Consider the following 22,395-nt stretch of genomic DNA (forward strand, 5'->3'; position numbering starts at 1 on the left):
CCTCATTCAATACCATTCCAATTGTGTTATTGTACGTTCAATTTCAGGAAATGAATCGATGTACTCGAGTACACGATTCATTTCTTTTTCACAAATAACACGATTAGAGGATACAGAAACAATTGCAATTTCTGTACGTTGCCATACATCTTGATGCCCTACTTCTGAAACAGCTACGTTAAAACGCTGCTTCACACGAGTTAGCACCCGTTGCAAAATTGCTCGTTTCTCTTTTAAAGAATGCACATCGTAAATCATACACTCGAATGAGAGTGAAGCGATAATCATCGCTTCACTTCTTCCATAATGTACGCTTCAATGATGTCCCCTTCTTTAAGATCATTATATCTCTCAATTGTAATACCACACTCATAGTTTTGTGCAACTTCTTTTACGTCGTCTTTGAAACGTTTTAACGTATCAAGTTGTCCTTCGAAAATTACTATGCCATCACGGATAATACGCACGCCACTATCACGTGTGATTTTACCGTCTATTACGTAACAACCTGCGATTGTTCCAACTTTTGTTACTTTGAATGTTTGGCGTACTTCGGCTTGACCGATTACTTTTTCTTCGAATTCTGGATCCAGCATACCTTGCATTGCTGATTCGATTTCTTCGATTACTTTATAGATAATACGGTGTAAACGAACATCAACATTCTCTAATTCAGCTGTACGCTTCGCATTCACATCAGGGCGTACGTTAAATCCAATTACAATTGCATTAGATGCAGAAGCTAAAATAACATCAGATTCTGTAATCGCACCTACGCCTGTATGGATAATTTTCACTTTTACGCCTTCAACATCAATTTTACGAAGTGATGCTGCCATTGCTTCTACAGAACCTTGTACGTCTGCTTTCACAATTAAGTTAATTTCTTTTACATCGCCTTCTTGGATTTGTTGGAATAAATCTTCAAGGCTTAATTTAGATTTTTCACCACGTTGAGCAAGTAACGCTTCTTGTGCACGTGATTCACCGATTTGACGAGCTTTCTTCTCATCAGCGAATGCCATGAAACGATCTCCCGCTTGTGGTACTTCGTTCAAACCTGTAATTTCAACAGGAGTTGATGGACCAGCAACTTTTACACGACGACCAATATCACTTACCATTGCACGAACACGTCCGAATGAAGTACCAACAACGATTGGATCTCCAACTCGAAGTGTACCGTTTTGAACAAGTAATGTCGCGATAGTTCCTTTACCTTTATCAAGCTGTGCTTCGATTACAGTACCAGTTGCATAGCGGTTTGGATTTGCTTTATATTCTTCTACTTCACTTACAAGAAGTATCATTTCTAGTAAGTTGTCAATTCCTTCACCTTGAATTGCAGAAATTGGTACGAAAATTGTATCTCCGCCCCAAGCTTCTGGAACTAATTCATATTCTGTTAACTCTTGCATTACACGATCAGGGTTTGCCGCTGGTTTATCCATTTTATTCACAGCTACAATAATTGGTACTCCAGCTGCTTTCGCATGGCTAATTGCTTCAACTGTTTGTGGCATAACACCGTCATCAGCTGCAACAACAAGAATTGTAATATCCGTTACTTGTGCACCACGAGCACGCATTGTTGTAAATGCCGCGTGACCTGGTGTATCTAAGAACGTAATTTTCTTATCATTTACATCAACTTGGTATGCACCGATATGCTGAGTAATTCCACCAGCTTCGCCAGCAGTTACTTTTGAATTACGAATAGAGTCAAGTAAAGTTGTTTTACCATGGTCAACGTGCCCCATAATTGTAACTACAGCTGGACGCTCTTTTAAGTTCTCTTCATCATCTTGCTCATCGATGAATGTTTCAAATTCAGTTTCACTTACAACTACTTCTTCTTCTACTTCAATACCATAATCAGTAGCAATTAACTCAATTGTATCTTTATCTAAGTCTTGGTTAATTGTTGCCATAATTCCAAGCATAAAGAGTTTCTTAATAATTTCAGACGGCTCTTTGCTTAATTTTTTAGCAAGCTCACCTACTGTAAGACTTCCAGAGAAAGTAATTTTATCTGGTGTTTCTACAGTTTGTGTTTGTTGTCTTCCAGCAAAGTTATCTTGACGTTTGTCTTCATTTCCTTTGCCTTTTTTCTTTTTCTTATTGCTGTTCTTTTTACTACGAACAACTTTTTCTTCTACTTCAAACTCATCTGCAACAGAAGGTTTTTCTGCTTGATATTCATTATCTAATTTGTTTACTACTTCATCGTCTAACATTGTCATATGATTCGAAACCTCGATATTCATTTCTTTTAGTTTTGTCATAAGATCTTTACTTGAGATATTATGTTGTTTTGCATATTCATGCACTCGAATTTTACTCATACCTTCACCCCCGGTAATTTGTATCGAGCATGCTACACAGCTTTTTCGCAAAGCCTTCATCTAACACAGCTACAACGACTCGCTCATCTCTCCCAATCGCATGCCCTAATTGTTGTCGATTTTCGACCTTTCTCATTGGTACGTTGTAATACGTCGTTTTATCCGTGATGCGTTTTGTAGTATTTGCTGACGCATCTTCAGATAGCAATACAAGTTTTGCTTTGCCACTTCGTACTTCTTTTAAAACAAGTTCTTCACCCGAAATAATTTTCCGAGCCCGGTTTGCTAGTCCTAAAAACGATTTCCAATCGGACACTTATTTCGACTCCTTCTCAACAAGCTCAAGAAGCTCTTCGTATAGAGAACCGTCGATTTTCGCTTTTAGATGATGTTCCAAAACATTTTTCTTTTGGGCTTGAAGAATACTTTCTTTATCTTTTGATAAATAAGCACCTCGTCCTGATTTCTTTCCAGTTAAATCAATGGACACTTCTCCCTCTTTGGAACGAACAATGCGAACGAGCTCTCGTTTTGATTTCATTTCTTGCGTTGCAACACATTTTCGTAACGGAACTTTTCGATTGCTCATACTCATCACCTCTATTCGATTTCGTCTTCAACTGAATCGAATCCGAATGCGATTACGCTATCTTCTTCTGTTACAATACCAAGTTGTTTCGCATCAGACTCACTCTTAATATCAATTTTCCAACCTGTTAATTTAGCTGCAAGACGTGCATTTTGTCCACGCTTACCAATAGCTAATGACAGTTGGTGGTCTGGAACAACAACTGTTGTTGCTTTTTCTTCTTCATCTACAAGCACTTTAACAACTTGTGATGGGCTTAAAGCATTTGCAACATATTCTACTGGATCATTTGACCAGCGAACGATGTCAATCTTTTCGCCTTTTAGTTCGTCTACAATGCGTTGTACACGTTGTCCTTTCGGTCCTACACAAGAACCTACTGGATCAACATCAATGTTCTCTGCATGTACAGAAATTTTAGAACGATCGCCAGCTTCACGTGCTACAGAACGAATTTCAACAGTTCCATCATAAATTTCAGGAACTTCCATTTCGAATAAACGTTTTAAAAGACCAGGATGTGTACGTGATACGTAAATTTGTGGTCCTTTCGTTGTTTTTTCTACTTTCGTAATGAATACGCGAATACGATCATGTGGTTTGTACTGTTCGTTTGGCATTTGCTCACTTACAGGTAATAAAGCTTCTACTTTCCCTAAGCTTACATAGATGAAACGAGCATCTTGACGTTGTACGATACCCACCATGATGTCTTCTTCACGGTCACTAAACTCAGAGTAAATAACACCACGCTCTGCTTCGCGCACTCGTTGTGTTACAACCTGTTTTGCAGTTTGTGCTGCAATACGACCGAAATCTTTTGGTGTTACTTCAATTTCTAGTACGTCACCATCTTGATAGTTTGGATTAATTTGTCTTGCTTCTTCAACAGAAATTTCAAGACGTGGATCAAACACATTATCAACAACGTCTTTACGTGCTAATACTTGAATTGTTCCCACTTCTGGGTTAAAGCTCACACGAACGTTTTGTGCTTGGTTAAAATTGCGTTTATAAGCAGAGATTAACGCTGCTTCAATTGCATCAATAATAATATCTTTGCTAATTCCTTTTTCTGACTCTAATACGAGCAAGGCATCTAACAACTCAGTGCTCATGAAGATCCCCCTTCTAACTAAAACGTAACAGCAAGTCGCGCATTTGCAACTTTGTCCATTGGAATTTGGATTTCTTTTTTACGTGTTTTAATTGTTAATAATAATGTAATTGTAATACCATCGTAGGAAAGTAGCTTTCCTTCAAACATTTTTTCACCATCAATCGGCTCATATGTTTTAATTGCCACTTGTTTTCCTACCGCTTGCTGGAAGTCTTTCTCTTTCTTTAATGGGCGTTCCGCTCCAGGAGATGATACATCCAAAAAGTAAAGATGAGGAATTGGATCCTCTTTATCTAAAGCTTCGCTTAAACGTTCACTTACCGCACCGCATTCTTCAATGTCGACTCCCTTTTCAGAATCGATGAATACGCGTAAGAACCAGTCTTGTCCTTCTTTCACATACTCTACATCTACAAGTTCAAGATTTAACTCTTCAACGATTGGCTGCGCAAATGCTTCTACAACTTCTGTGACTTTCTTATCCATAAACAGCCTCCTTCCTGCCGCCATGTACCATTTACAAGAAAAAGACTCCGTCCATAAAACGGTCTATCTTATTCTTTCTCGTTAGCTAACAAAAGCCCCTGCCGTTAAGCAGGGAATATCTGTCTTAGTATTACCAAATTTAAGAAGTAAAACTTGTAACAAAATATGTATATACGACAGAAATTTCTTACCTCTCCACATCAATAAAACGTAGATAGTAACACGAAAGAGTGGGTTTCCCCACTCTTTTTTTCACACAATATACATGACATGGTTATCTCGGTTAATAGTATACCATAGCAAATGTTGATTTGCAAAGACTTTTCCTACCTATTAGAACAGTGATAACTGGTTTTGATCAGGTAGATCGCCTAAGCAACCTTGACTATCTAAATACTCAATAATTGTTTTCGAAACCTTACTGCGCTGCTGCAGGTCTTCTTTTGATAAGAACTCTCCATTTTTGCGTGCTTCTACAATACTTAAAGCTGCGTTTGTACCAAGTCCAGGTACTGCATTAAATGGAGGAATTAAGGTATCCCCATCAATAATAAATTCTGTTGCATGCGAACGGTATAAATCAACCTTTTGGAATGAGTATCCACGCTCACACATTTCCAGTGTCATTTCTAGTACTGTTAATAAACTTTTCTCTTTCGGCGATGCATCCAAACCTTTTTGCGCAATTTCATCAATTCTTACACGTATTGATGCTGAACCTTTCGCCATCGCCTCTACGTCAAAGTCATCTGCACGAACTGTAAAGTATGCCGCATAGAATAGAAGCGCGAAATGTACTTTAAAATATGCAATACGTACAGCCATAAGTACGTAAGCAGCCGCATGGGCTTTAGGGAACATGTACTTAATTTTCTTACATGAATCAATATACCAACCTGGTACATTATTACTTTTCATGTCATCTTCCCATTCTTCCGGTACACCTTTACCTTTACGAACTGACTCCATAATTTTGAAGGCTAATGATGGGTCTAAGCCTTGATAGATTAAATATACCATGATGTCATCACGACAACCGATAACCTCACTCAGCGTACATGTACCGTTATAAATTAACTCGTTTGCATTACCAAGCCATACGTCCGTACCATGTGATAGTCCAGAAATTTGGACTAACTCAGAGAATGTCGTAGGTTTCGTCTCTTCTAACATCTGCCTTACGAATTTCGTACCAAACTCTGGTATACCAAGTGTACCTGTTTTACAGTTAATTTGTTCTTCCGTTACCCCTAACGTTTCTGGCCCAGAGAAAATTTTCATTACTTCCGGATCGTCTGTTGGGATTGTTTTCGGATCAATACCACTTAAATCTTGTAACATACGAATAACAGTTGGATCATCGTGTCCTAGTATATCAAGTTTCAATAAATTATCATGAATGGAGTGGAAATCAAAGTGTGTCGTTCTCCACTCCGCCCCTATTGAATCTGCCGGAAACTGTATTGGTGAGAAATCAAAGATGTCCATGTAATCTGGCACAACGATAATACCACCTGGATGCTGTCCGGTTGTACGTTTTACGCCCGTACATCCTGCTACTAAGCGATCAATCTCTGCATTTCGAATCGTTAAGTTATGATCATTTGCATAACCCTTTACATATCCATAAGCAGTTTTTTCCGCAACTGTACCAATCGTTCCTGCACGATATACATAATCTTCACCGAACAGTACTTTCGTATAGTTATGGGCACGTGGTTGGTATTCCCCGGAGAAGTTCAAATCGATATCGGGTACTTTATCTCCTTTAAACCCAAGGAACGTTTCGAACGGAATATCATGTCCATCTTTTACGTATGGAACATTACATGTAGGACATTCTTTATCTGGTAAGTCAAAACCAGAACCTACAGAACCATCATTAAAGAATTCTGATTGCTTACACTTCGGACATACATAGTGTGGTGGTAATGGATTTACTTCTGTAATTTCCATCATCGTTGCAACGAATGATGAACCTACCGACCCACGGGAACCTACTAGATATCCGTCTACTAATGATTTTTTTACGAGCTTATGTGAAATTAAATAAATTACGGCGAATCCATGCCCAATAATACTTTTTAATTCTTTTTCTAAACGAGCTTCTACAATTTCAGGTAACTCTTCACCATAAATGCTACGCGCCATTTTATAACTCATGTCACGCGTCTCATCATCTGCACCTTCAATTTTCGGTGTATATAGATCATCTTTCACTGGATGAACATCACCAATTAATGATGCAACCTTTTGTGTATTCGTTACAACAATTTCTTTCGCTACGTCTTCACCTAAGAATGAAAAACACTCTAACATTTCATCCGTTGTACGGAAATGTACAGGCGGTAATGAATGTCGGTTTAACGGATTGGCTCCGCCCTGCGAACTGACTAAAATTTTACGATACATCGCATCCTCTGGGTCTATATAATGCACGTTTCCTGTAGCAACAACTGGTTTATCTAACGTCTCACCTAGTTTTACTAAGTTAGAAATAATCGTTTTTAATTGCCCCTCATCTCGAACAAGTTCACGCTCTACTAAATGACGTAACACCTCTGGAGGCATTACTTCAATGTAATCATAGAACTGCGCAATTTCTTCTACCTCTTCAGGAGCTTTTTGCATCATCGCCTCAAACACTTCACCTTTATCGCAAGCCGTTCCTACTAAAATTCCTTCACGATATTTTTTTAATAGTGATCTTGGTACTCGTGGTACACGATAAAAGTAATTTAGGTGAGAATAGGAAACAAGTTTATATAAATTTTTCAACCCTACATCTGATGTGGCAAGTAACGTCATATGACTTGGACGTCCACGCTTATACGCATCCCCTTGCCCCATACTATCATTCAATTGATCGTGATATTCAAATCCCTTTTCAATCACATCTTTTAACATTTTCACAAGTAAGTATCCCGTTGCTTCTGTATCATAAATCGCACGGTGATGTTGCGTTAATTCAATATCAAGCTTTTTACACATCGTATTTAATCGATGGTTTTTCATTTCCGGGAATAAGAATCTTGCAAGTTCTAACGTATCAATAACAGGATTATTCGTTTTTTCTAGTCCAGCCTTTTTAAAACCTACGTTAATAAAGCCCATATCGAAGCTTGCATTATGAGCAACAAGTGTATGGTCGCCCATCCATTCCTCAAACTTTTTAAACACTTCGTCCACTTCTGGTGCATCCGTTAACATATCATCTGTAATACCTGTTAATTCAATAATCGTCGCAGATAATGGTTGATGCGGATTTGCAAAAGATTCAAAGCGGTCAATAATTTCGCCACCTTTTACTTTTACAGCCGCTAACTCGATAACAGTATCATATACAGCTGATAAACCTGTCGTCTCAACGTCGAAAACAACATACGTTTCCTCTGCAAGTAAACGATGCGCTTCGTTATATGCAATCGGTACACCATCATTAACTAAATTCGCCTCTACACCATATATAACTTTAACCCCAGCCTTTTTACCCGCAGAATATGCCTCTGGGAAAGACTGCGCAACCGCATGGTCTGTAACAGCAATAGCCTCATGTCCCCATTTACCTGCTTGGGCAACAAGTCTAGAAACAGGAGTAACAGCATCCATTTGGCTCATCGGTGTGTGAAGATGCAGCTCTACACGTTTTTCACCTTCTGGCGCTTTATCTTTACGAGACGGTCCTGTTATTTCATTTATATCATTTGCAATCATTACTAAATCTCGAACGAATGTATCATTTTGAACAGAACCACGCGCTTTCACCCACATTCCTTTTTTCAAGGATTGCAGCATTGGAATATCTTCTTTGTCACGCGAGAACATTTTGATCATAATTGAATCCGTATAATCTGTTATTTTTAAAGTTAATAACGTACGACCACTACGCAGCTCTTTCGTTTCTACATGGAAGACATACCCTTGAACTGTTTTTCTTCTTTCTTCATCTTGAATTTCTCGCATCGGTGTAATCTCTTCATCCGGCTTAATAAGATATCCGAGTACAACCGGTCCTTCATGCACAACGCTACTTTCTTCAGCTTGCTTCTTCGCCATTTCTTCCATAGCTTGTATAACACGTTCACGATCTTCTTGCTGCGTTTGCTCACGAAACTTTTGCATTTCTTCTGTATTTTGCTGTATATGTGTGTCTAACTGAAAACGCGGGAATCCAAAAGTTTCGTATTGATCCCCTACTGGTTTCGCAACGTTTTTCTTTAAAGCAGTAGATTCCAGCTCATTATTCACATTTATTAGCAACTTCACGCCATTCACCTGTGGAATCTGCTTCTTTAAGTAAGCAAACATAGGTGAAAATGTAATTCGTTCCGTACAAAGTGGCCAATACGCCCTCACTTCTTCTTCTGTAAATTGTTTATTCTCTGTTTCTAATGCAAATGTTGTTCTTGCAATATGAGAAAATGATTGCTTAAGCTTTGTTTCTAGCAATTCATATAATTCTGTAGGCAAAATACGTGGCACTTGTAAATCAAAATGCCAACTTTTATTCGCTTTATCAATAACGAGCCTTTCAATACCACCACCTTGTAAATATTGATTTATAAGGTCGTCTGGTATTTGCAATTGCTGGAGCAAAATTTGAAATCGCTTTTGTTGTTCATTTGTTAAAGACATAAGCACTCTCCTTCCATTTGCTATTATAAATTGAAACGTACTACAAAGAAAGATTTCTCCCTTCTTCTTTTACAAAATACGTTTACAAAGAAAGAGAAGGTACCTCATTACGAGGTACCTCTTCTTATTTTAAAATATTTGCAATATATGTTTGAAGTTCTTCTACTTTCACTTCTTCAGACTCGCCTGTAGCACGTACTTTCACTTCTACAATACCTTCGTCTGCTTTTTTACCAACTGTCACGCGAACTGGAAGGCCGAATAAATCCGCGTCTGCAAATTTAACACCTGCACGTTCTGCACGATCATCTAGTAATACTTCGTACCCTTGTTCTTGTAATGAGTTGTAGATGTTTTCACCCATTTCACGTTGTGCATCAGATTTCATATTTACTGGAATTACATGCACATGGAACGGTGCAACAGCTTTTGGCCAAACTAAACCGTTCTCATCATTAAACTGCTCTGCGATTGCTGCCACTGTACGAGATACCCCGATACCGTAACAACCCATAATAAGTGGTTGTGTTTTTCCGTTTTCATCTAGGAATGTTGCGTTCATTGCTTCACTATAACGAGTTCCTAATTTGAATACATGACCAACTTCAATTCCGCGTGCGAAAAGAATTGTTCCATTTCCATCTGGAGACTGGTCTCCTTCTTGAATGAAGCGTAAATCTGTATATTGACTTACTTTAAAGTCACGTTCTGGATTTACATTTACATAATGGAATCCTTCTTCGTTCGCCCCTGAACATCCGTTAACAATTGATGCTACAGCATGGTCTGCGATAATTTCGATATCACCCGTTACACCAATCGGTCCTAAAGAACCAACTTCACAGTTTAATAATTCTTTCACTTTTTCATGAGAAGCAAGCTCAACAACTGAAGCACCGTATACATTTTTCACTTTTACATCGTTCACTTCATGATCACCACGAACAAGTACAACTACTAATTTCTCATCTACTTTAAATACCATAGACTTAATGCACTTGTCAGCTTCAATGTTTAAGAATGCAGATACTTCTTCAATTGCTTTTTGATCTGGTGTTGCTACTTTTTCAAGTGCCTTTTCTGCTTCATCACTCTTCGTATACATAGCTACAACAGGAGCCATTTCGATGTTTGCTGCATAATTAGATGTATCAGAGTATGCAATTGTATCTTCGCCAACTTCAGATAATACCATAAATTCATGCGTATCTTTTCCGCCCATTGCTCCAGAGTCAGCAATAACTGCACGGAAATTCAAGCCACAACGAGCAAAAATGTTAGAGTATGCTTTGTATAAGCGATCGTATACTTCATCTAAGCTCTCTTGTGTAGCATGGAAAGAGTATGCATCTTTCATTAGAAACTCTCTTCCACGTAATAAACCGAAACGAGGTCTTTGTTCATCACGGAATTTTGTTTGAATTTGGTACAATGTTAACGGTAATTTTTTATATGATTTCACTTCATCACGTACAAGATCCGTAATTACTTCTTCATGTGTCGCTCCTAATGCGAATTCACGAGCGTTACGATCTTTCATACGCATTAATTCAGATCCGTAAGAATACCAACGGCCTGATTCTTGCCATAATTCTGCAGCTTGCATCGCTGGCATTAATAATTCTACAGCTCCTGCGCGCTCCATTTCTTCTCGAACGATACGTTCTACTTTGTGTAGTACTTTTAATCCAAATGGTAGAAAACTATAAATACCAGAAGCATTTTGACGCATAAAACCTGCACGAAGTAGTAACTGATGACTCTTAATCTCCGCATCAGCTGGAACTTCACGTAATGTAGGACTGAATACCATACTTTGTTTCATTTATTCGCACCTCTTCATTTTACTCTTACACGCAGTAAAACCCCTCACCTCGAGTTAGGTGAGGGATTTTATTCTACGAGCTCTATTTCATTATAAGTTTCACTTTATTTTACAAGAAAAACTTACGAATGTCATTCCAAGTTACAACTAACATAAGTAACATTAATAATGCAAAACCAATAAAGTGAACCATTCCTTCTTTTTGGCGGTCAATTGGTTTCCCTCGTAACGCTTCAATTAAGAAGAAGAACAAACGTCCACCGTCTAAAGCAGGGACTGGTAGTAAATTAAATAAACCAAGGTTAATACTTAAAACTGCTGCTAAACTTAATACACGCGTAAATCCATAATCTACAACTTGATCTGTTAGATTATAAATTCCTACTGGACCTGACAACTCATTAATAGAGAATTGACCAGTTACTAATTTCACAAGTGAATCAAAAATTAGTTTTGTCCATTGGTATGTTTGTTCAAATCCTGATTTAATAGAACCCATTACTGTTTTCTCTACTGGAGAGTAAACACCAATTCTACCTACTTCGTCTTTTCCTTCTTTATCAAGCGTTGGCGTTACTTTCACATTAAACTGTTCATTATCACGCTTTACTTGTAACGTAATTTCTTTATTTGGGTTTTCACGTACAACGGTAACAACATCTTTCCATGTACTTGTGTTTTTCCCATCGATTGCTTGAATTGTATCATTTTCTTTTAATCCGGCTTGCTCGGCTGCACTATTCTCCATTATTTTTCCGACCATTGGCTTATCAACAGGAACACCTTGTACAAATCCAAGTATCACAAAAATAACAAATGCTAAAATGAAGTTCATTGCAGGACCTGCAAAGATTGTTAAGGCACGTTGACCCAATTTCTTGGAGCCGAACTGCCTATTATACGGAGCAATTTGTATTTCTTCACCAGCAGTAATAATACGAGCCTTTTCATTCACTCGGAATGTTTGAAGCTCTTCCTCGTACTCTTCATAGCCCGAAATTGTTAAATTATGCTCTAAATCAGCTTGTTCGACTTCAATGACACGAACATTTGGATACTTTTCATATCCGTCAAAAACTAATTTCGCAACTTCGTCTTTTTCATTTAATACAAGGCCAACCTTTTTTCCAGCCTTTAACTCAACTGTGTCTGCATCTTCGCCAGCCATTCTTACATAGCCACCAAGGGGCAGTAATCGAATCGTATACACCGTTTCATTCTTTTCAAATGAGAATATTTTCGGACCAAAACCAATCGCAAACTCACGGCATAAAATACCTGCTCTTTTTGCGAAATATAGATGCCCTAGCTCATGGAAAAATACGAGTGCACCGAAAATTAATATAAAGGCAATCGCTGTATTCAATTCCATAACCACCTTTGCTAAATTTGTTCCATCACAAACCGTCTTGTGGCTGCATCAATTTCCAGAATTTCCTCTAAGCTCGGACGTGCAATGACATTGTGATGGTTCATTGCTTTTTCAATGAGGTCTTCCACTGTTAAGAAACCAATTCTCTTTTGTAAAAAAGCTTCAACAGCTACTTCATTCGCTGCATTCATTACAGCTGGCATACTTCCGCCTGCTTTTCCAGCTTCATACGCAAAACGTAGGCAACGGAAACGTTCTTGGTTCATTTTCTCAAAATGCAACGTCCCTATTTCCCATAAGTTTAACTGTTTTGTGTCTGATAGAGGCAGTCGATCAGGATATGTAAGTGCGTATTGAATTGGTACTCGCATATCAGGTGAGCCAAGCTGTGCCATTACACTACGATCTTCAAATTCAACCATAGAATGGATAATACTTTCTTTATGTAAAACAACATCGATTTGCTCATAAGGGATACCAAAAAGCCAATGTGCTTCAATTACCTCTAGCCCCTTATTCATCATTGTAGCAGAATCAATTGTAATTTTCGAACCCATTGACCAGTTTGGATGTCGAAGCGCATCTTCTACGGTCACATGATGCAATTCATCTCTCGTTTTATCACGGAAACTTCCACCGGAAGCCGTTATAATTAGTCGAGAAATTCTTTTTTCATTTTCACCATTCAAACATTGAAAAATAGCTGAATGTTCACTATCTACTGGAAGTAACGAAATATTATGTTTTCGTGCCGCTTCCATTACAAGATGGCCTGCAGTTACTAACGTTTCTTTGTTTGCAATTCCAATTGTTTTTTTCGCCTCAATTGCACGAAGTGTTGGTAACAATCCTACGCTACCTACAACAGCATTTACTACAATCTCCGCATCTGGATGTAATGCTACTTCTAAAAGTCCTTCACTACCATATACAACTTTTGTATTCCCAGAGACAGCTTGTAATTTTAAAACATCTTCCTCTCTTTGCACAGAGACGATTTGCGGAGAAAATTCTTGAATTACCTTTACTGCGTAGTCAATATTTTTCCCTACAGAAAAAGCAACGAGACGGAATTGGTCTGGGTGCGAGCGTAATACATCTAACGTTTGTATACCAATTGATCCGCTTGCACCTAATAAACTAATGTTTTTCATGACTCCAACCCCTCGTTCATTTATTAATTATATTGTAATAAGAAGTAGAGAATTGGTAAAACAAATAACCAACTATCTGTTCGATCTAATATACCACCATGTCCAGGTAAAATTGTACCTGAATCCTTTACGCCATAATGACGTTTAAATGCAGATTGTACTAAATCACCAATTTGTCCAAAAATAGAAATGATAATTGTCAACACAATTAAAATCCCTACATTAGCCTCCACTGGGAAAAACATATTGTAAACAAGCGCCACAACAATTCCACAAACGATGCCGCCTAATGAACCTTCAATCGTTTTATTCGGACTAATTTCTGGCCATAATTTTCTTTTTCCTAATGCTTTCCCTACGAAATATGCGCCTGAATCAGTAGCCCATATAACAAATAATGCGCAAAACACATATTTAATTCCTAAAATTCTCGTTTCATTCAAATATAAGAATCCCATTGCAACATATGTTGTTGCCATTAGTAAAAAGGAAGCATGGTCAAAAGTAAATGTATTCTTAGAAAGGACTGTATATGATAAAAGTAATAAAACAATCACAAATGTGATTTCTAATTTACCTAATCCAATCTGCGTAAACAGCCCTGATGCACTACTTGGAATTAAAATAACCCATAATAATACTGCAGCTAAAACTGTTGGTACTGAAATAAGCGTAAGCTTATTCATACGAATTAATTCATATAAACCTATAGAAGCAAGTGCATACACTAAAACCGTAAAAGGCACGCCACCGTAAATTACGATGGGAATGAATAGCGCGGCAGCAACCACTCCAGTAATAATTCTCTGTTTCACTACCAAACCCTCTCTTTCTACACGCCTCCGAATCTGCGCCCTCTATGTTGAAAGTCTGTAATCGCATTTAGCAAATGTTCCTCGGTAAAATCTGGCCAATACACATCTGTAAACCAAAATTCCGAATATGCAATTTGCCATAACATGAAATTACTAATACGTAGCTCTCCGCTCGTACGGATTAACAACTCTGGGTCAGGTAAAGAACTCGTCATTAAGTAGGAAGAAAGCATTTCTTCACTTACATCTTCAACACGAATTTTCCCTTCCTCACTATCTTTCACCATATGTTGCACAGCAGAAACGATTTCATCTCGACTTCCATAGTTTAACGCGAAATTAAGAATTAATCCCGTATTCTCTTTCGTATCTTCCATGGCCTTTTCCATCGCTCTGCGTGTATGCGTAGGAAGACGATCTTGTTGTCCTATTACTCGGACTTGTACGTTCTCTTCAATCAATTCTGGTAAAAAAGTACCTAAAAATTCTTCCGGAAGCCTCATTAAGTAGTCAACTTCCTTTTTCGGCCTTTTCCAGTTCTCAGTTGAAAAAGCATAAAGAGTTAATACTTTCACATTAAGTTTGCTTGCAAATTTTGTGATTTTCTTTACAACTTGCATGCCTTCATGATGTCCCGCAATACGAGGCATCGCTCTCCTCTTTGCCCATCTTCCATTACCATCCATAATAATGGCAATATGTTCTGGGATATATCCTTTTTTCACTTCTTCAACGAGATGATCAAACGATGCGACCTTTTTACTTTTAAAAAAAGGAAAGTTTTTAAACATCATTCATACCCTCCAGCAAGCAGACGTATGCCTAAAAGTGTAAAAAGACCCCCTTAAGAAGAGGGTCATATTTGCGAAAGTATCGCTATTACACTTCCATGATTTCTTTTTCTTTGTTTTTTGCGATTTCGTCAACTTTTGCAATATATTTATCAGTTTCTTTTTGGATATCTTCAGTATATCCTCTTAAATCATCTTCTGTAATCTCGCCAGCTTTTTCAAGCTTCTTAAGATCATCGTTACCGTCACGACGTACGTTACGAACAGCAACTTTTGCTTCTTCAGCATATTTTTTCACAACTTTTACAAGATCACGACGACGCTCTTCTGTTAATGCAGGGAATGCAATACGAATTACAGTTCCATCATTAGAAGGATTTAAGCCTAAATCTGCTTTTAAGATTGCTTTTTCAATATCACCGATAGAAGTTTTATCATAAGGTTGAATTACAAGTAAACGTGCTTCTGGAACTGTAATGTTCGCTAATTGCACTACAGGTGTTGGTGCACCATAGTAATCAACTTGTACCTTATCTAATACAGACGAGCTTGCACGACCTGCGCGAACTGTTGCCAATTCACGAGAGTAAGCAGCAACTGCTTTTTCCATTTTTTCATTTGAAGACTTCAATACTTGTTGTCCCATATTTATTTCCCCCTTACAACTGTTCCGATATTTTCGCCTAAAACGGCACGTTTAATGTTACCTTTTTCCATAACCGAGAATACAATTAATGGAATATCATTGTCCATACATAAAGAAGAAGCTGTTGAATCCATTACACCTAAACCTTCTTTTAATACATCTAAGTAAGTAAGTGTTTCGTATTTCGTAGCTGTTGGGTCAAGAGATGGATCTGCATTATATACGCCATCTACATTGTTTTTCGCCATTAAGATAACATCTGCTTCGATTTCTGCTGCACGTAGTGCTGCCGTTGTATCTGTAGAGAAATATGGGTTACCTGTACCTGCTGCAAAGATCACAACACGTTTTTTCTCTAGATGACGCACTGCTTTACGACGAATGTAAGGCTCTGCTACTTGACGCATTTCGATTGAAGTTTGAACACGAGTTTGAATTCCAATGTTCTCTAGGCTATCTTGAAGAGCTAATGAGTTCATAACTGTTGCTAACATACCCATGTAATCTGCTCCCGCACGATCCATTCCCATTTCACTTCCGATTTTCCCACGCCAAATGTTTCCGCCACCAACAACAACAGCAACTTCTACATCAAGTTCTGCAATTTCTTTCACTTGTTCCGCAACTGATTTAATAACAGATGGGTTAATTCCAAATCCTTGTTCGCCAGCTAACGCTTCTCCGCTTAGCTTTAATACGACACGATTATATTTCGGTTTACTCATAATGAACCTCCAATTGCTTACATCTTTATTTTAAAAAAGGGAACACAATGTGTTCCCTAATCTTTATTAGTTGCTACCTTTTACTTGGTTCATTACTTCTTCAGCAAAGTTGTCTTCGCGTTTTTCGATACCTTCACCAACAGCGTAGCGAACGAATCCTTTTAGTGTTCCGCCTTTAGACTCAACGAACTGACGAACTTTCATATCAGGGTTTTTAACGAATGCTTGGTCAAGTAAGCAAATTTCTTCGAAGAATTTGCCTAGACGGCCTTCAACCATTTTTGCAACGATTTTTTCAGGCTTGCCTTCGTTTAAAGCTTGTTGTGTTAATACTTGACGCTCATGCTCAACTTCTTCAGCTGTTACAGCATCGCGGTCGATGTATTTAGGGTTAACTGCTGCAATGTGCATTGCTACATCTTTAGCAGCAGCTTCGTCAGTAGAACCTTCAAGAACTGTTAATACACCAATACGTCCACCCATATGTAGGTAAGCGCCGAATGCATCAGCATCAGTTTTTGTTACGATTTCGAAACGACGAAGTGTAAGTTTTTCACCAATTTTAGCGATTGCTTCGTTGATGTGCTCTTCTACTGTTTTGCCGCCTTCGATTGTTTGAGCCATAGCTTCTTCAATGTTAGCTGGTTTGTTAGCTAATAAGTGAGCAGCTAATTCTTTAATTAATGCTTGGAAACCTTCGTTTTTCGCAACGAAATCAGTTTCAGAGTTTAATTCTAAGATTAAACCTTCGTTACCGTTTGTTTCGATGAAAGTTAAACCTTCAGCAGCGATGCGGTCTGCTTTTTTAGCAGCTTTCGCAATACCTTTTTCACGTAAGAAGTCAATTGCCTTCTCCATGTCGCCATTAGTTTCTGTTAAAGCTTTTTTGCAGTCCATCATACCTGCGCCAGTTTTTTCACGTAATTCTTTTACCATTTGTGCAGTGATTGCCATACTATTCATCCTCCTAAAATATGTATTTATACCTTTTATAAAGGTGTTTATACCTTAAAAAAGGTGATAAAAGGCCGAACCCCTTATCACCTTTCCAACTTTGTTACGCAGTAACAGTTTCTTCACCTTGTTTTGCTTCAAGGATCGCGTCTGCCATTTTAGATGTAAGAAGTTTTACAGCACGAATTGCATCATCGTTTGCTGGGATAACGTGATCGATTTCGTCTGGATCACAGTTTGTATCAACGATACCGATGATTGGAATGTGTAATTTGCGTGCTTCAGCAACTGCAATACGCTCTTTACGAGGGTCTACTACGAATAATGCACTTGGAAGACCTTTCATATCTTTAATACCGCCTAAGAATTTCTCAAGACGCTCTAACTCTTTTTTAAGTTGAACAACTTCTTTCTTAGGAAGTACTTCGAAAGTACCATCTTCTTGCATTCTTTCGATGTCTTTAAGACGCTTGATACGCTTTTGGATTGTTTGGAAGTTTGTTAAAGTTCCACCTAACCAACGTTGGTTAACGAAGTACATACCAGCACGAGTTGCTTCTTCTTTAATAGCTTCTTGTGCTTGTTTTTTAGTACCTACGAATAAGATGTCTCCACCTTCAGCAGCGATGTCGCGCATCGTTCTGTAAGCTTCCTCAACTTTTTTCACAGTTTTTTGTAAGTCGATGATGTAGATACCGTTACGCTCTGTGAAAATGTAACGCTTCATTTTTGGGTTCCAACGACGAGTTTGATGTCCGAAATGAACACCAGCTTCAAGCAATTGCTTCATAGAAATTACTGACATAATATAGTTCCTCCTAAATGGTTTTTGATATCCTCCGTTTACTTCATCTCTAAGCGAAACTACAAACGTAGCACCAACACTTAAATCAGTAAACGTGTGTACTTTGTACTGACACCACTGCTTACTATATCATACTGAAATATTACAATCAAGTCGAAAATGCGAACAATGTAAAACTTTCTTTGTTTACACTCGAATTCTAGTATTACCGACCTGCATTTCTTTTAAGCAAAAAAGGAAATTCAATTCATAGCTTTTCCACAGAACACGATTATGTCGCTTTTTACAAACAACATCAATCTTTTATACACAAAAAACTCTCCTCAAAAAATGAGGAGAGTTTTATAAATTAGTTTGTTTTTAATTTAGCAAGTTCCTGTAGAAACTTGTCGTTTAGCACTTTAATGTATGTTCCTTTCATACCTAAAGAGCGTGATTCAATAACACCAGCACTTTCTAATTTACGTAGTGCATTTACGATTACAGAACGAGTAATTCCTACGCGATCAGCAATTTTACTTGCAACAAGTAAACCTTCTGTTCCATTTAATTCTTCGAAGATATGCTCAATTGCTTCTAACTCACTGTAAGATAATGAGCTAATCGCCATTTGAACAACAGCTTTACTACGTGCTTCCTCTTCGATTTCTTCCGCTTTTTCACGTAAGATTTCCATACCTACTACAGTTGAACTGTATTCAGCAAGGATTAAATCATCGTCTAAGAACTCTTGACCAAGACGAGCTAACACTAATGTGCCTAGACGCTCACCGCCACCAACGATTGGTACGATTGTAGTTAAACCTTGACCGAATAATTCTCTATTTTCTACTGGGAATGCTGTGTAAGCACTGTTTACATCTAAGTTTGAAGATGTTTCTGTAATGTTGAATAAGCTTTGCGTGTATTCTTCCGGGAATTGACGCTCTGCAAGCATTTGTTTCATACGCTCATTCTCAATTTGTTGGTGAATTGCATAACCTAGTAATTTACCACGACGACTTACTACGAATACGTTCGCTTCGATTACTTCACACATTGTGTCAGACATTTCTCTAAAGTTTACAGGCTTTCCTGCTGCGCTCTGTAATAACGCATTTAATTTTCTTGTTTTTGCTAATAATTCCATTTCAAAAGTTCCTCCTACATGTTACTCACATATTTTTTCATCACTTGGAAACTAGGGCGAGTCACCTGATGACACTATTACAAAATAAACTGGCTCACATCTTTATTTTTAGCAATCGTTGCTAATTTCTCCTCAACGTATTGAGGTGTTATCGTTATTTTCTCTAACGTAATTTCAGATGCTTCAAACGATAAATCTTCAAGGAGTTTCTCCATAATCGTATGAAGTCTTCTTGCTCCAATATTATCTGTATCCTGATTAACTTGATAAGCAATCTCAGCAATCTTACGAATAGCTTCGTCTGAAAATTCAATTTCTATACCTTCAGTCGCTAATAAAGCCATATATTGTTTAATTAACGCATTGTCAGGCTCGATTAATATTTTAACAAAATCATCTGTCGATAATTTTGTTAATTCTACTCGAATCGGAAATCTCCCTTGCAGTTCCGGAATTAAATCCGACGGTTTAGACATATGAAACGCTCCAGCTGCAACGAATAAAATATAATCCGTTTTTACTGATCCGTATTTTGTCGCAACATTCGATCCTTCTACAATTGGTAAAATGTCACGTTGCACACCTTCACGTGATACATCTACGCTATTCGACTGCTTACCAGCAATTTTGTCAATTTCATCGATAAAAATAATCCCGAGCTGTTCAGCACGATAAACAGCCTCTTGTGTAACTTCATCCATATCAATTAAGCGCTGTGCTTCCTCATTTGTCAAGAGTTTTCTTGCTTCTTTCACAGAAAGTTTACGTTTTTTTGTTTTTTTCGGCATAAAACTTCCTAACGCATCTTGGAAATTCATTCCCATTTGTTCCATGCCAGTTCCTTGTAACATATCGAACATGGAAGACTGTTGCTCAGTCACTTCAATCGATACAATTTCATCTTCAAGAAGTCCTGCAGCAAGCTTTCTTTCCACGTCTTGACGTTTCTTTTCGATTTCAACATCTTCCTGTGCATCAGAAGTTTGATTCGAATTTTGAGCACCGCCAAATAGCATTTCTAATGGGTTTTTAAATCCAGATTGTTTCTCCGGACTCGGCACTAGAATTTCAACAAGACGTTGGTTCGCTTGTTCTTCTGCTTTGTCTTGTACTTTAATTACCATTTCTTCTTTCACGATGCGAACTGACGTTTCCACAAGGTCACGTACCATCGATTCTACATCTCTACCTACATATCCAACTTCTGTAAATTTGGTAGCTTCAACCTTAATAAAAGGCGCTCCAACGAGTTTCGCCATTCGTCGTGCTACCTCTGTTTTACCAACACCTGTCGGTCCAATCATTAAAATATTTTTAGGCGCAATTTCATCACGTAGATTTTCAGCTAATTTACTTCGACGATATCGATTTCTTAAAGCTACAGCAACCGCTTTCTTCGCATCTTTTTGACCGATAATGTATTGATCTAATTTTTCCACAATTTGACGCGGAGTAAAATGTAAATGCATATAAAATGCCTCCCTTACGATTCTACAATTCTTCCACAATTATATTGTGGTTTGTATAAACACAAATATCACCAGCAATGTCTAAACTCGCTTTCGCAATTTGCTTCGCTGTTAAATGTTCACTTGCATATTGCTTTAAAGCACGACCTGCAGAAAGCGCATAATTCCCACCAGATCCAATCGCTAAAATACCATCATCCGGCTCAATCACTTCTCCTGTACCTGAAACAAGAAGCATAGTTGTTTTATCCATGACAATAAGCATCGCTTCTAGCTGACGTAACATTTTGTCGCCACGCCATTGTTTTGCCATCTCAACTGCAGCACGCTGCAAGTTCCCGTTGTACTCTTCTAATTTCCCTTCAAACATTTCAAAAAGAGTAAATGCGTCAGCAACAGAACCTGCAAAGCCAGCTAAAACTTTCCCTTGGAAAAGTTTACGGACTTTACGAGCTGTATGTTTCATTACAACTGCATTTCCCATTGTCACCTGACCATCTCCAGCCATTGCACATTCTCCATTATGATGAACTGCAAATATCGTTGTAGCGTGGAAATTTCCCATAGAAAAAACTCCTTTATATGTTTTTATAGCTTTAAAAGCAATTTATGCCCGTGGGTGATGCTTCATGTAGACCGAACGCAATCTTTCTTTAGAGACATGCGTATAAATTTGTGTCGTCGACAAATTCTCATGACCGAGTAGCTCCTGTACAGTACGTAAATCTGCCCCTTCATCTAACATATGTGTAGCAAATGTATGCCTTAACATATGGGGACTTATCCGCATTGTTAGTGAAGCCTTCTTAATGAGTTCGTTTAATACATAGCGTACCCCTCGACTTGTTAGCGGCGTGCCTTTCGCATTTAAAAATACCATATGAGAGTGTTCTTCAGTTTTGTGAGCTAACTGTTTTCTCCCGTTCTCTATATAAGTAATTAAAGCATCTTGCGCATAGCTTCCGAACGGAATATACCTTTGTTTTTTTCCTTTTCCCATTACTAAAATTGTTCCCACCGCGAAGTCAATATCGGTAAGTTGTAAATTGACACATTCACTCACACGGATTCCAGTCGCATACATCAACTCTAATAAAGCTTGATTCCTTTGACCTAGCGGCGTTTCCGTATCAGCAACTTCAAATAATTCCTCTAATTCTTCAGCATATAAAAACTTTGGGATTGACAATTCTTTTTTGGGGAGTGACGCAAGTGCAAACGGATTATCTTTCCGATAACCTTCACGCATCAAAAAACGATATAAACTTCGTAAGCTTGATACTTTTCTTGCGACAGATTTACGGGCTAATTTTTCATCGTGCAACGTCGTTAAGTACAAACGAACATCCGCGTATGTAACATCTAAAAAAGAGGATATGCCTTCTCGCTCCATAAATTGCACAAAATGTTCTAAATCATTTTGATAACTTGCAATTGTATATTTTGAATAATTTCTTTCAATTTGTAAATATCCAACGAATAATTGTAACAATTTCTTCACATTCACACAATTCACCTCAATAAAGGCTACTAAA

20 protein-coding genes are annotated in these 22,395 nt (G+C 38.0%); all 20 read right to left on the reverse strand.

Going from position 1 to position 22,395, the window contains the following annotated elements:
- Positions 1-6: 6 nt before the first annotated feature.
- On the reverse strand, positions 7-288 hold the full coding sequence (locus tag F8162_RS09170) for a DUF503 domain-containing protein (RefSeq protein WP_098068349.1): 282 nt from the start codon (positions 286-288) through the stop codon (positions 7-9).
- Positions 285-2,345, reverse strand: coding sequence for a translation initiation factor IF-2 (gene infB, locus F8162_RS09175; RefSeq protein WP_151632618.1), 2,061 nt, complete (start codon positions 2,343-2,345; stop codon positions 285-287). Before infB ends, F8162_RS09170 begins: the two co-directional genes overlap by 4 nt.
- Before the next feature lie 4 nt (positions 2,346-2,349).
- Positions 2,350-2,661 (reverse strand): YlxQ family RNA-binding protein, encoded by a 312-nt coding sequence (locus F8162_RS09180; RefSeq protein WP_151632620.1) that lies wholly within the window; start codon positions 2,659-2,661, stop codon positions 2,350-2,352.
- Positions 2,662-2,934 (reverse strand): RNase P modulator RnpM, encoded by a 273-nt coding sequence (rnpM, locus tag F8162_RS09185; protein ID WP_000071127.1) that lies wholly within the window; start codon positions 2,932-2,934, stop codon positions 2,662-2,664.
- A gap of 11 nt (positions 2,935-2,945) precedes the next feature.
- A complete protein-coding gene (nusA, locus tag F8162_RS09190) occupies positions 2,946-4,052 on the reverse strand; it encodes a transcription termination factor NusA (RefSeq protein WP_000102596.1) in 1,107 nt (368 codons plus the stop codon).
- Positions 4,053-4,069: 17 nt separating this feature from the next.
- Positions 4,070-4,540: a ribosome maturation factor RimP gene (rimP, locus tag F8162_RS09195; protein WP_151632622.1), complete on the reverse strand. Its 471-nt coding sequence runs from the start codon at positions 4,538-4,540 to the stop codon at positions 4,070-4,072.
- 333 nt (positions 4,541-4,873) lie between these two features.
- Positions 4,874-9,175, reverse strand: a complete 4,302-nt coding sequence (locus F8162_RS09200; RefSeq protein ID WP_151632624.1) for a PolC-type DNA polymerase III — start codon at positions 9,173-9,175, stop codon at positions 4,874-4,876.
- A gap of 124 nt (positions 9,176-9,299) precedes the next feature.
- Entirely contained in the window at positions 9,300-11,000 is a 1,701-nt protein-coding gene (locus tag F8162_RS09205) for a proline--tRNA ligase (RefSeq protein WP_151632626.1), read from the reverse strand.
- Between the two features lie 109 nt (positions 11,001-11,109).
- Entirely contained in the window at positions 11,110-12,366 is a 1,257-nt protein-coding gene (gene rseP, locus F8162_RS09210; protein ID WP_151632628.1) for an RIP metalloprotease RseP, read from the reverse strand.
- 17 nt (positions 12,367-12,383) lie between these two features.
- Positions 12,384-13,526 (reverse strand): 1-deoxy-D-xylulose-5-phosphate reductoisomerase, encoded by a 1,143-nt coding sequence (dxr, locus tag F8162_RS09215; RefSeq protein ID WP_151632631.1) that lies wholly within the window; start codon positions 13,524-13,526, stop codon positions 12,384-12,386.
- Positions 13,527-13,549: 23 nt separating this feature from the next.
- The gene (gene cdsA, locus F8162_RS09220) at positions 13,550-14,341 is read right to left on the reverse strand and encodes a phosphatidate cytidylyltransferase (RefSeq protein ID WP_151632633.1); all 792 of its coding nucleotides are present in this window, start codon (positions 14,339-14,341) and stop codon (positions 13,550-13,552) included.
- A gap of 17 nt (positions 14,342-14,358) precedes the next feature.
- A complete protein-coding gene (gene uppS, locus F8162_RS09225; protein WP_144614522.1) occupies positions 14,359-15,135 on the reverse strand; it encodes an isoprenyl transferase in 777 nt (258 codons plus the stop codon).
- A gap of 85 nt (positions 15,136-15,220) precedes the next feature.
- Entirely contained in the window at positions 15,221-15,778 is a 558-nt protein-coding gene (gene frr, locus F8162_RS09230; RefSeq protein WP_000531505.1) for a ribosome recycling factor, read from the reverse strand.
- A gap of 2 nt (positions 15,779-15,780) precedes the next feature.
- Positions 15,781-16,503 (reverse strand): UMP kinase, encoded by a 723-nt coding sequence (pyrH, locus tag F8162_RS09235; RefSeq protein WP_000042667.1) that lies wholly within the window; start codon positions 16,501-16,503, stop codon positions 15,781-15,783.
- Between the two features lie 66 nt (positions 16,504-16,569).
- Positions 16,570-17,457 carry a translation elongation factor Ts gene (gene tsf / locus F8162_RS09240; protein ID WP_001018585.1) on the reverse strand — a complete coding sequence of 296 codons (888 nt, stop codon included), beginning with the start codon at positions 17,455-17,457 and terminating at the stop codon, positions 16,570-16,572.
- Positions 17,458-17,560: 103 nt separating this feature from the next.
- Positions 17,561-18,262, reverse strand: coding sequence for a 30S ribosomal protein S2 (gene rpsB, locus F8162_RS09245; protein ID WP_000111485.1), 702 nt, complete (start codon positions 18,260-18,262; stop codon positions 17,561-17,563).
- A gap of 349 nt (positions 18,263-18,611) precedes the next feature.
- Positions 18,612-19,391, reverse strand: a complete 780-nt coding sequence (gene codY, locus F8162_RS09250) for a GTP-sensing pleiotropic transcriptional regulator CodY (RefSeq protein ID WP_000421290.1) — start codon at positions 19,389-19,391, stop codon at positions 18,612-18,614.
- Positions 19,392-19,468: 77 nt separating this feature from the next.
- Positions 19,469-20,860: an ATP-dependent protease ATPase subunit HslU gene (gene hslU, locus F8162_RS09255; protein WP_000550070.1), complete on the reverse strand. Its 1,392-nt coding sequence runs from the start codon at positions 20,858-20,860 to the stop codon at positions 19,469-19,471.
- Between the two features lie 22 nt (positions 20,861-20,882).
- Positions 20,883-21,425, reverse strand: a complete 543-nt coding sequence (hslV, locus tag F8162_RS09260; protein ID WP_000526271.1) for an ATP-dependent protease proteolytic subunit HslV — start codon at positions 21,423-21,425, stop codon at positions 20,883-20,885.
- 42 nt (positions 21,426-21,467) lie between these two features.
- Positions 21,468-22,367, reverse strand: a complete 900-nt coding sequence (gene xerC, locus F8162_RS09265) for a tyrosine recombinase XerC (RefSeq protein ID WP_001101235.1) — start codon at positions 22,365-22,367, stop codon at positions 21,468-21,470.
- Positions 22,368-22,395: the final 28 nt, after the last annotated feature.

This window comes from Bacillus sp. CH140a_4T (genome assembly GCF_008923725.1).
In the GTDB taxonomy this organism is placed as follows: domain Bacteria; phylum Bacillota; class Bacilli; order Bacillales; family Bacillaceae_G; genus Bacillus_A.

Coding starts and splice junctions, on each gene's coding strand:
- rimP (WP_151632622.1), bottom strand. CDS start 4,540: ATGGATAAGAAAGTCACAGAAGTTGTAGAAGCATTTGCGCAGCCAATC.
- rnpM (WP_000071127.1), bottom strand. CDS start 2,934: ATGAGCAATCGAAAAGTTCCGTTACGAAAATGTGTTGCAACGCAAGAA.
- infB (WP_151632618.1), bottom strand. CDS start 2,345: ATGAGTAAAATTCGAGTGCATGAATATGCAAAACAACATAATATCTCA.
- pyrH (WP_000042667.1), bottom strand. CDS start 16,503: ATGAGTAAACCGAAATATAATCGTGTCGTATTAAAGCTAAGCGGAGAA.
- nusA (WP_000102596.1), bottom strand. CDS start 4,052: ATGAGCACTGAGTTGTTAGATGCCTTGCTCGTATTAGAGTCAGAAAAA.
- hslU (WP_000550070.1), bottom strand. CDS start 20,860: ATGCATTTACATTTTACTCCGCGTCAAATTGTGGAAAAATTAGATCAA.
- dxr (WP_151632631.1), bottom strand. CDS start 13,526: ATGAAAAACATTAGTTTATTAGGTGCAAGCGGATCAATTGGTATACAA.
- F8162_RS09205 (WP_151632626.1), bottom strand. CDS start 11,000: ATGAAACAAAGTATGGTATTCAGTCCTACATTACGTGAAGTTCCAGCT.
- tsf (WP_001018585.1), bottom strand. CDS start 17,457: ATGGCAATCACTGCACAAATGGTAAAAGAATTACGTGAAAAAACTGGC.
- uppS (WP_144614522.1), bottom strand. CDS start 15,135: ATGATGTTTAAAAACTTTCCTTTTTTTAAAAGTAAAAAGGTCGCATCG.
- hslV (WP_000526271.1), bottom strand. CDS start 21,425: ATGGGAAATTTCCACGCTACAACGATATTTGCAGTTCATCATAATGGA.
- F8162_RS09200 (WP_151632624.1), bottom strand. CDS start 9,175: ATGTCTTTAACAAATGAACAACAAAAGCGATTTCAAATTTTGCTCCAG.
- frr (WP_000531505.1), bottom strand. CDS start 15,778: ATGGGACAACAAGTATTGAAGTCTTCAAATGAAAAAATGGAAAAAGCA.
- F8162_RS09170 (WP_098068349.1), bottom strand. CDS start 288: ATGATTATCGCTTCACTCTCATTCGAGTGTATGATTTACGATGTGCAT.
- rpsB (WP_000111485.1), bottom strand. CDS start 18,262: ATGTCAGTAATTTCTATGAAGCAATTGCTTGAAGCTGGTGTTCATTTC.
- codY (WP_000421290.1), bottom strand. CDS start 19,391: ATGGAATTATTAGCAAAAACAAGAAAATTAAATGCGTTATTACAGAGC.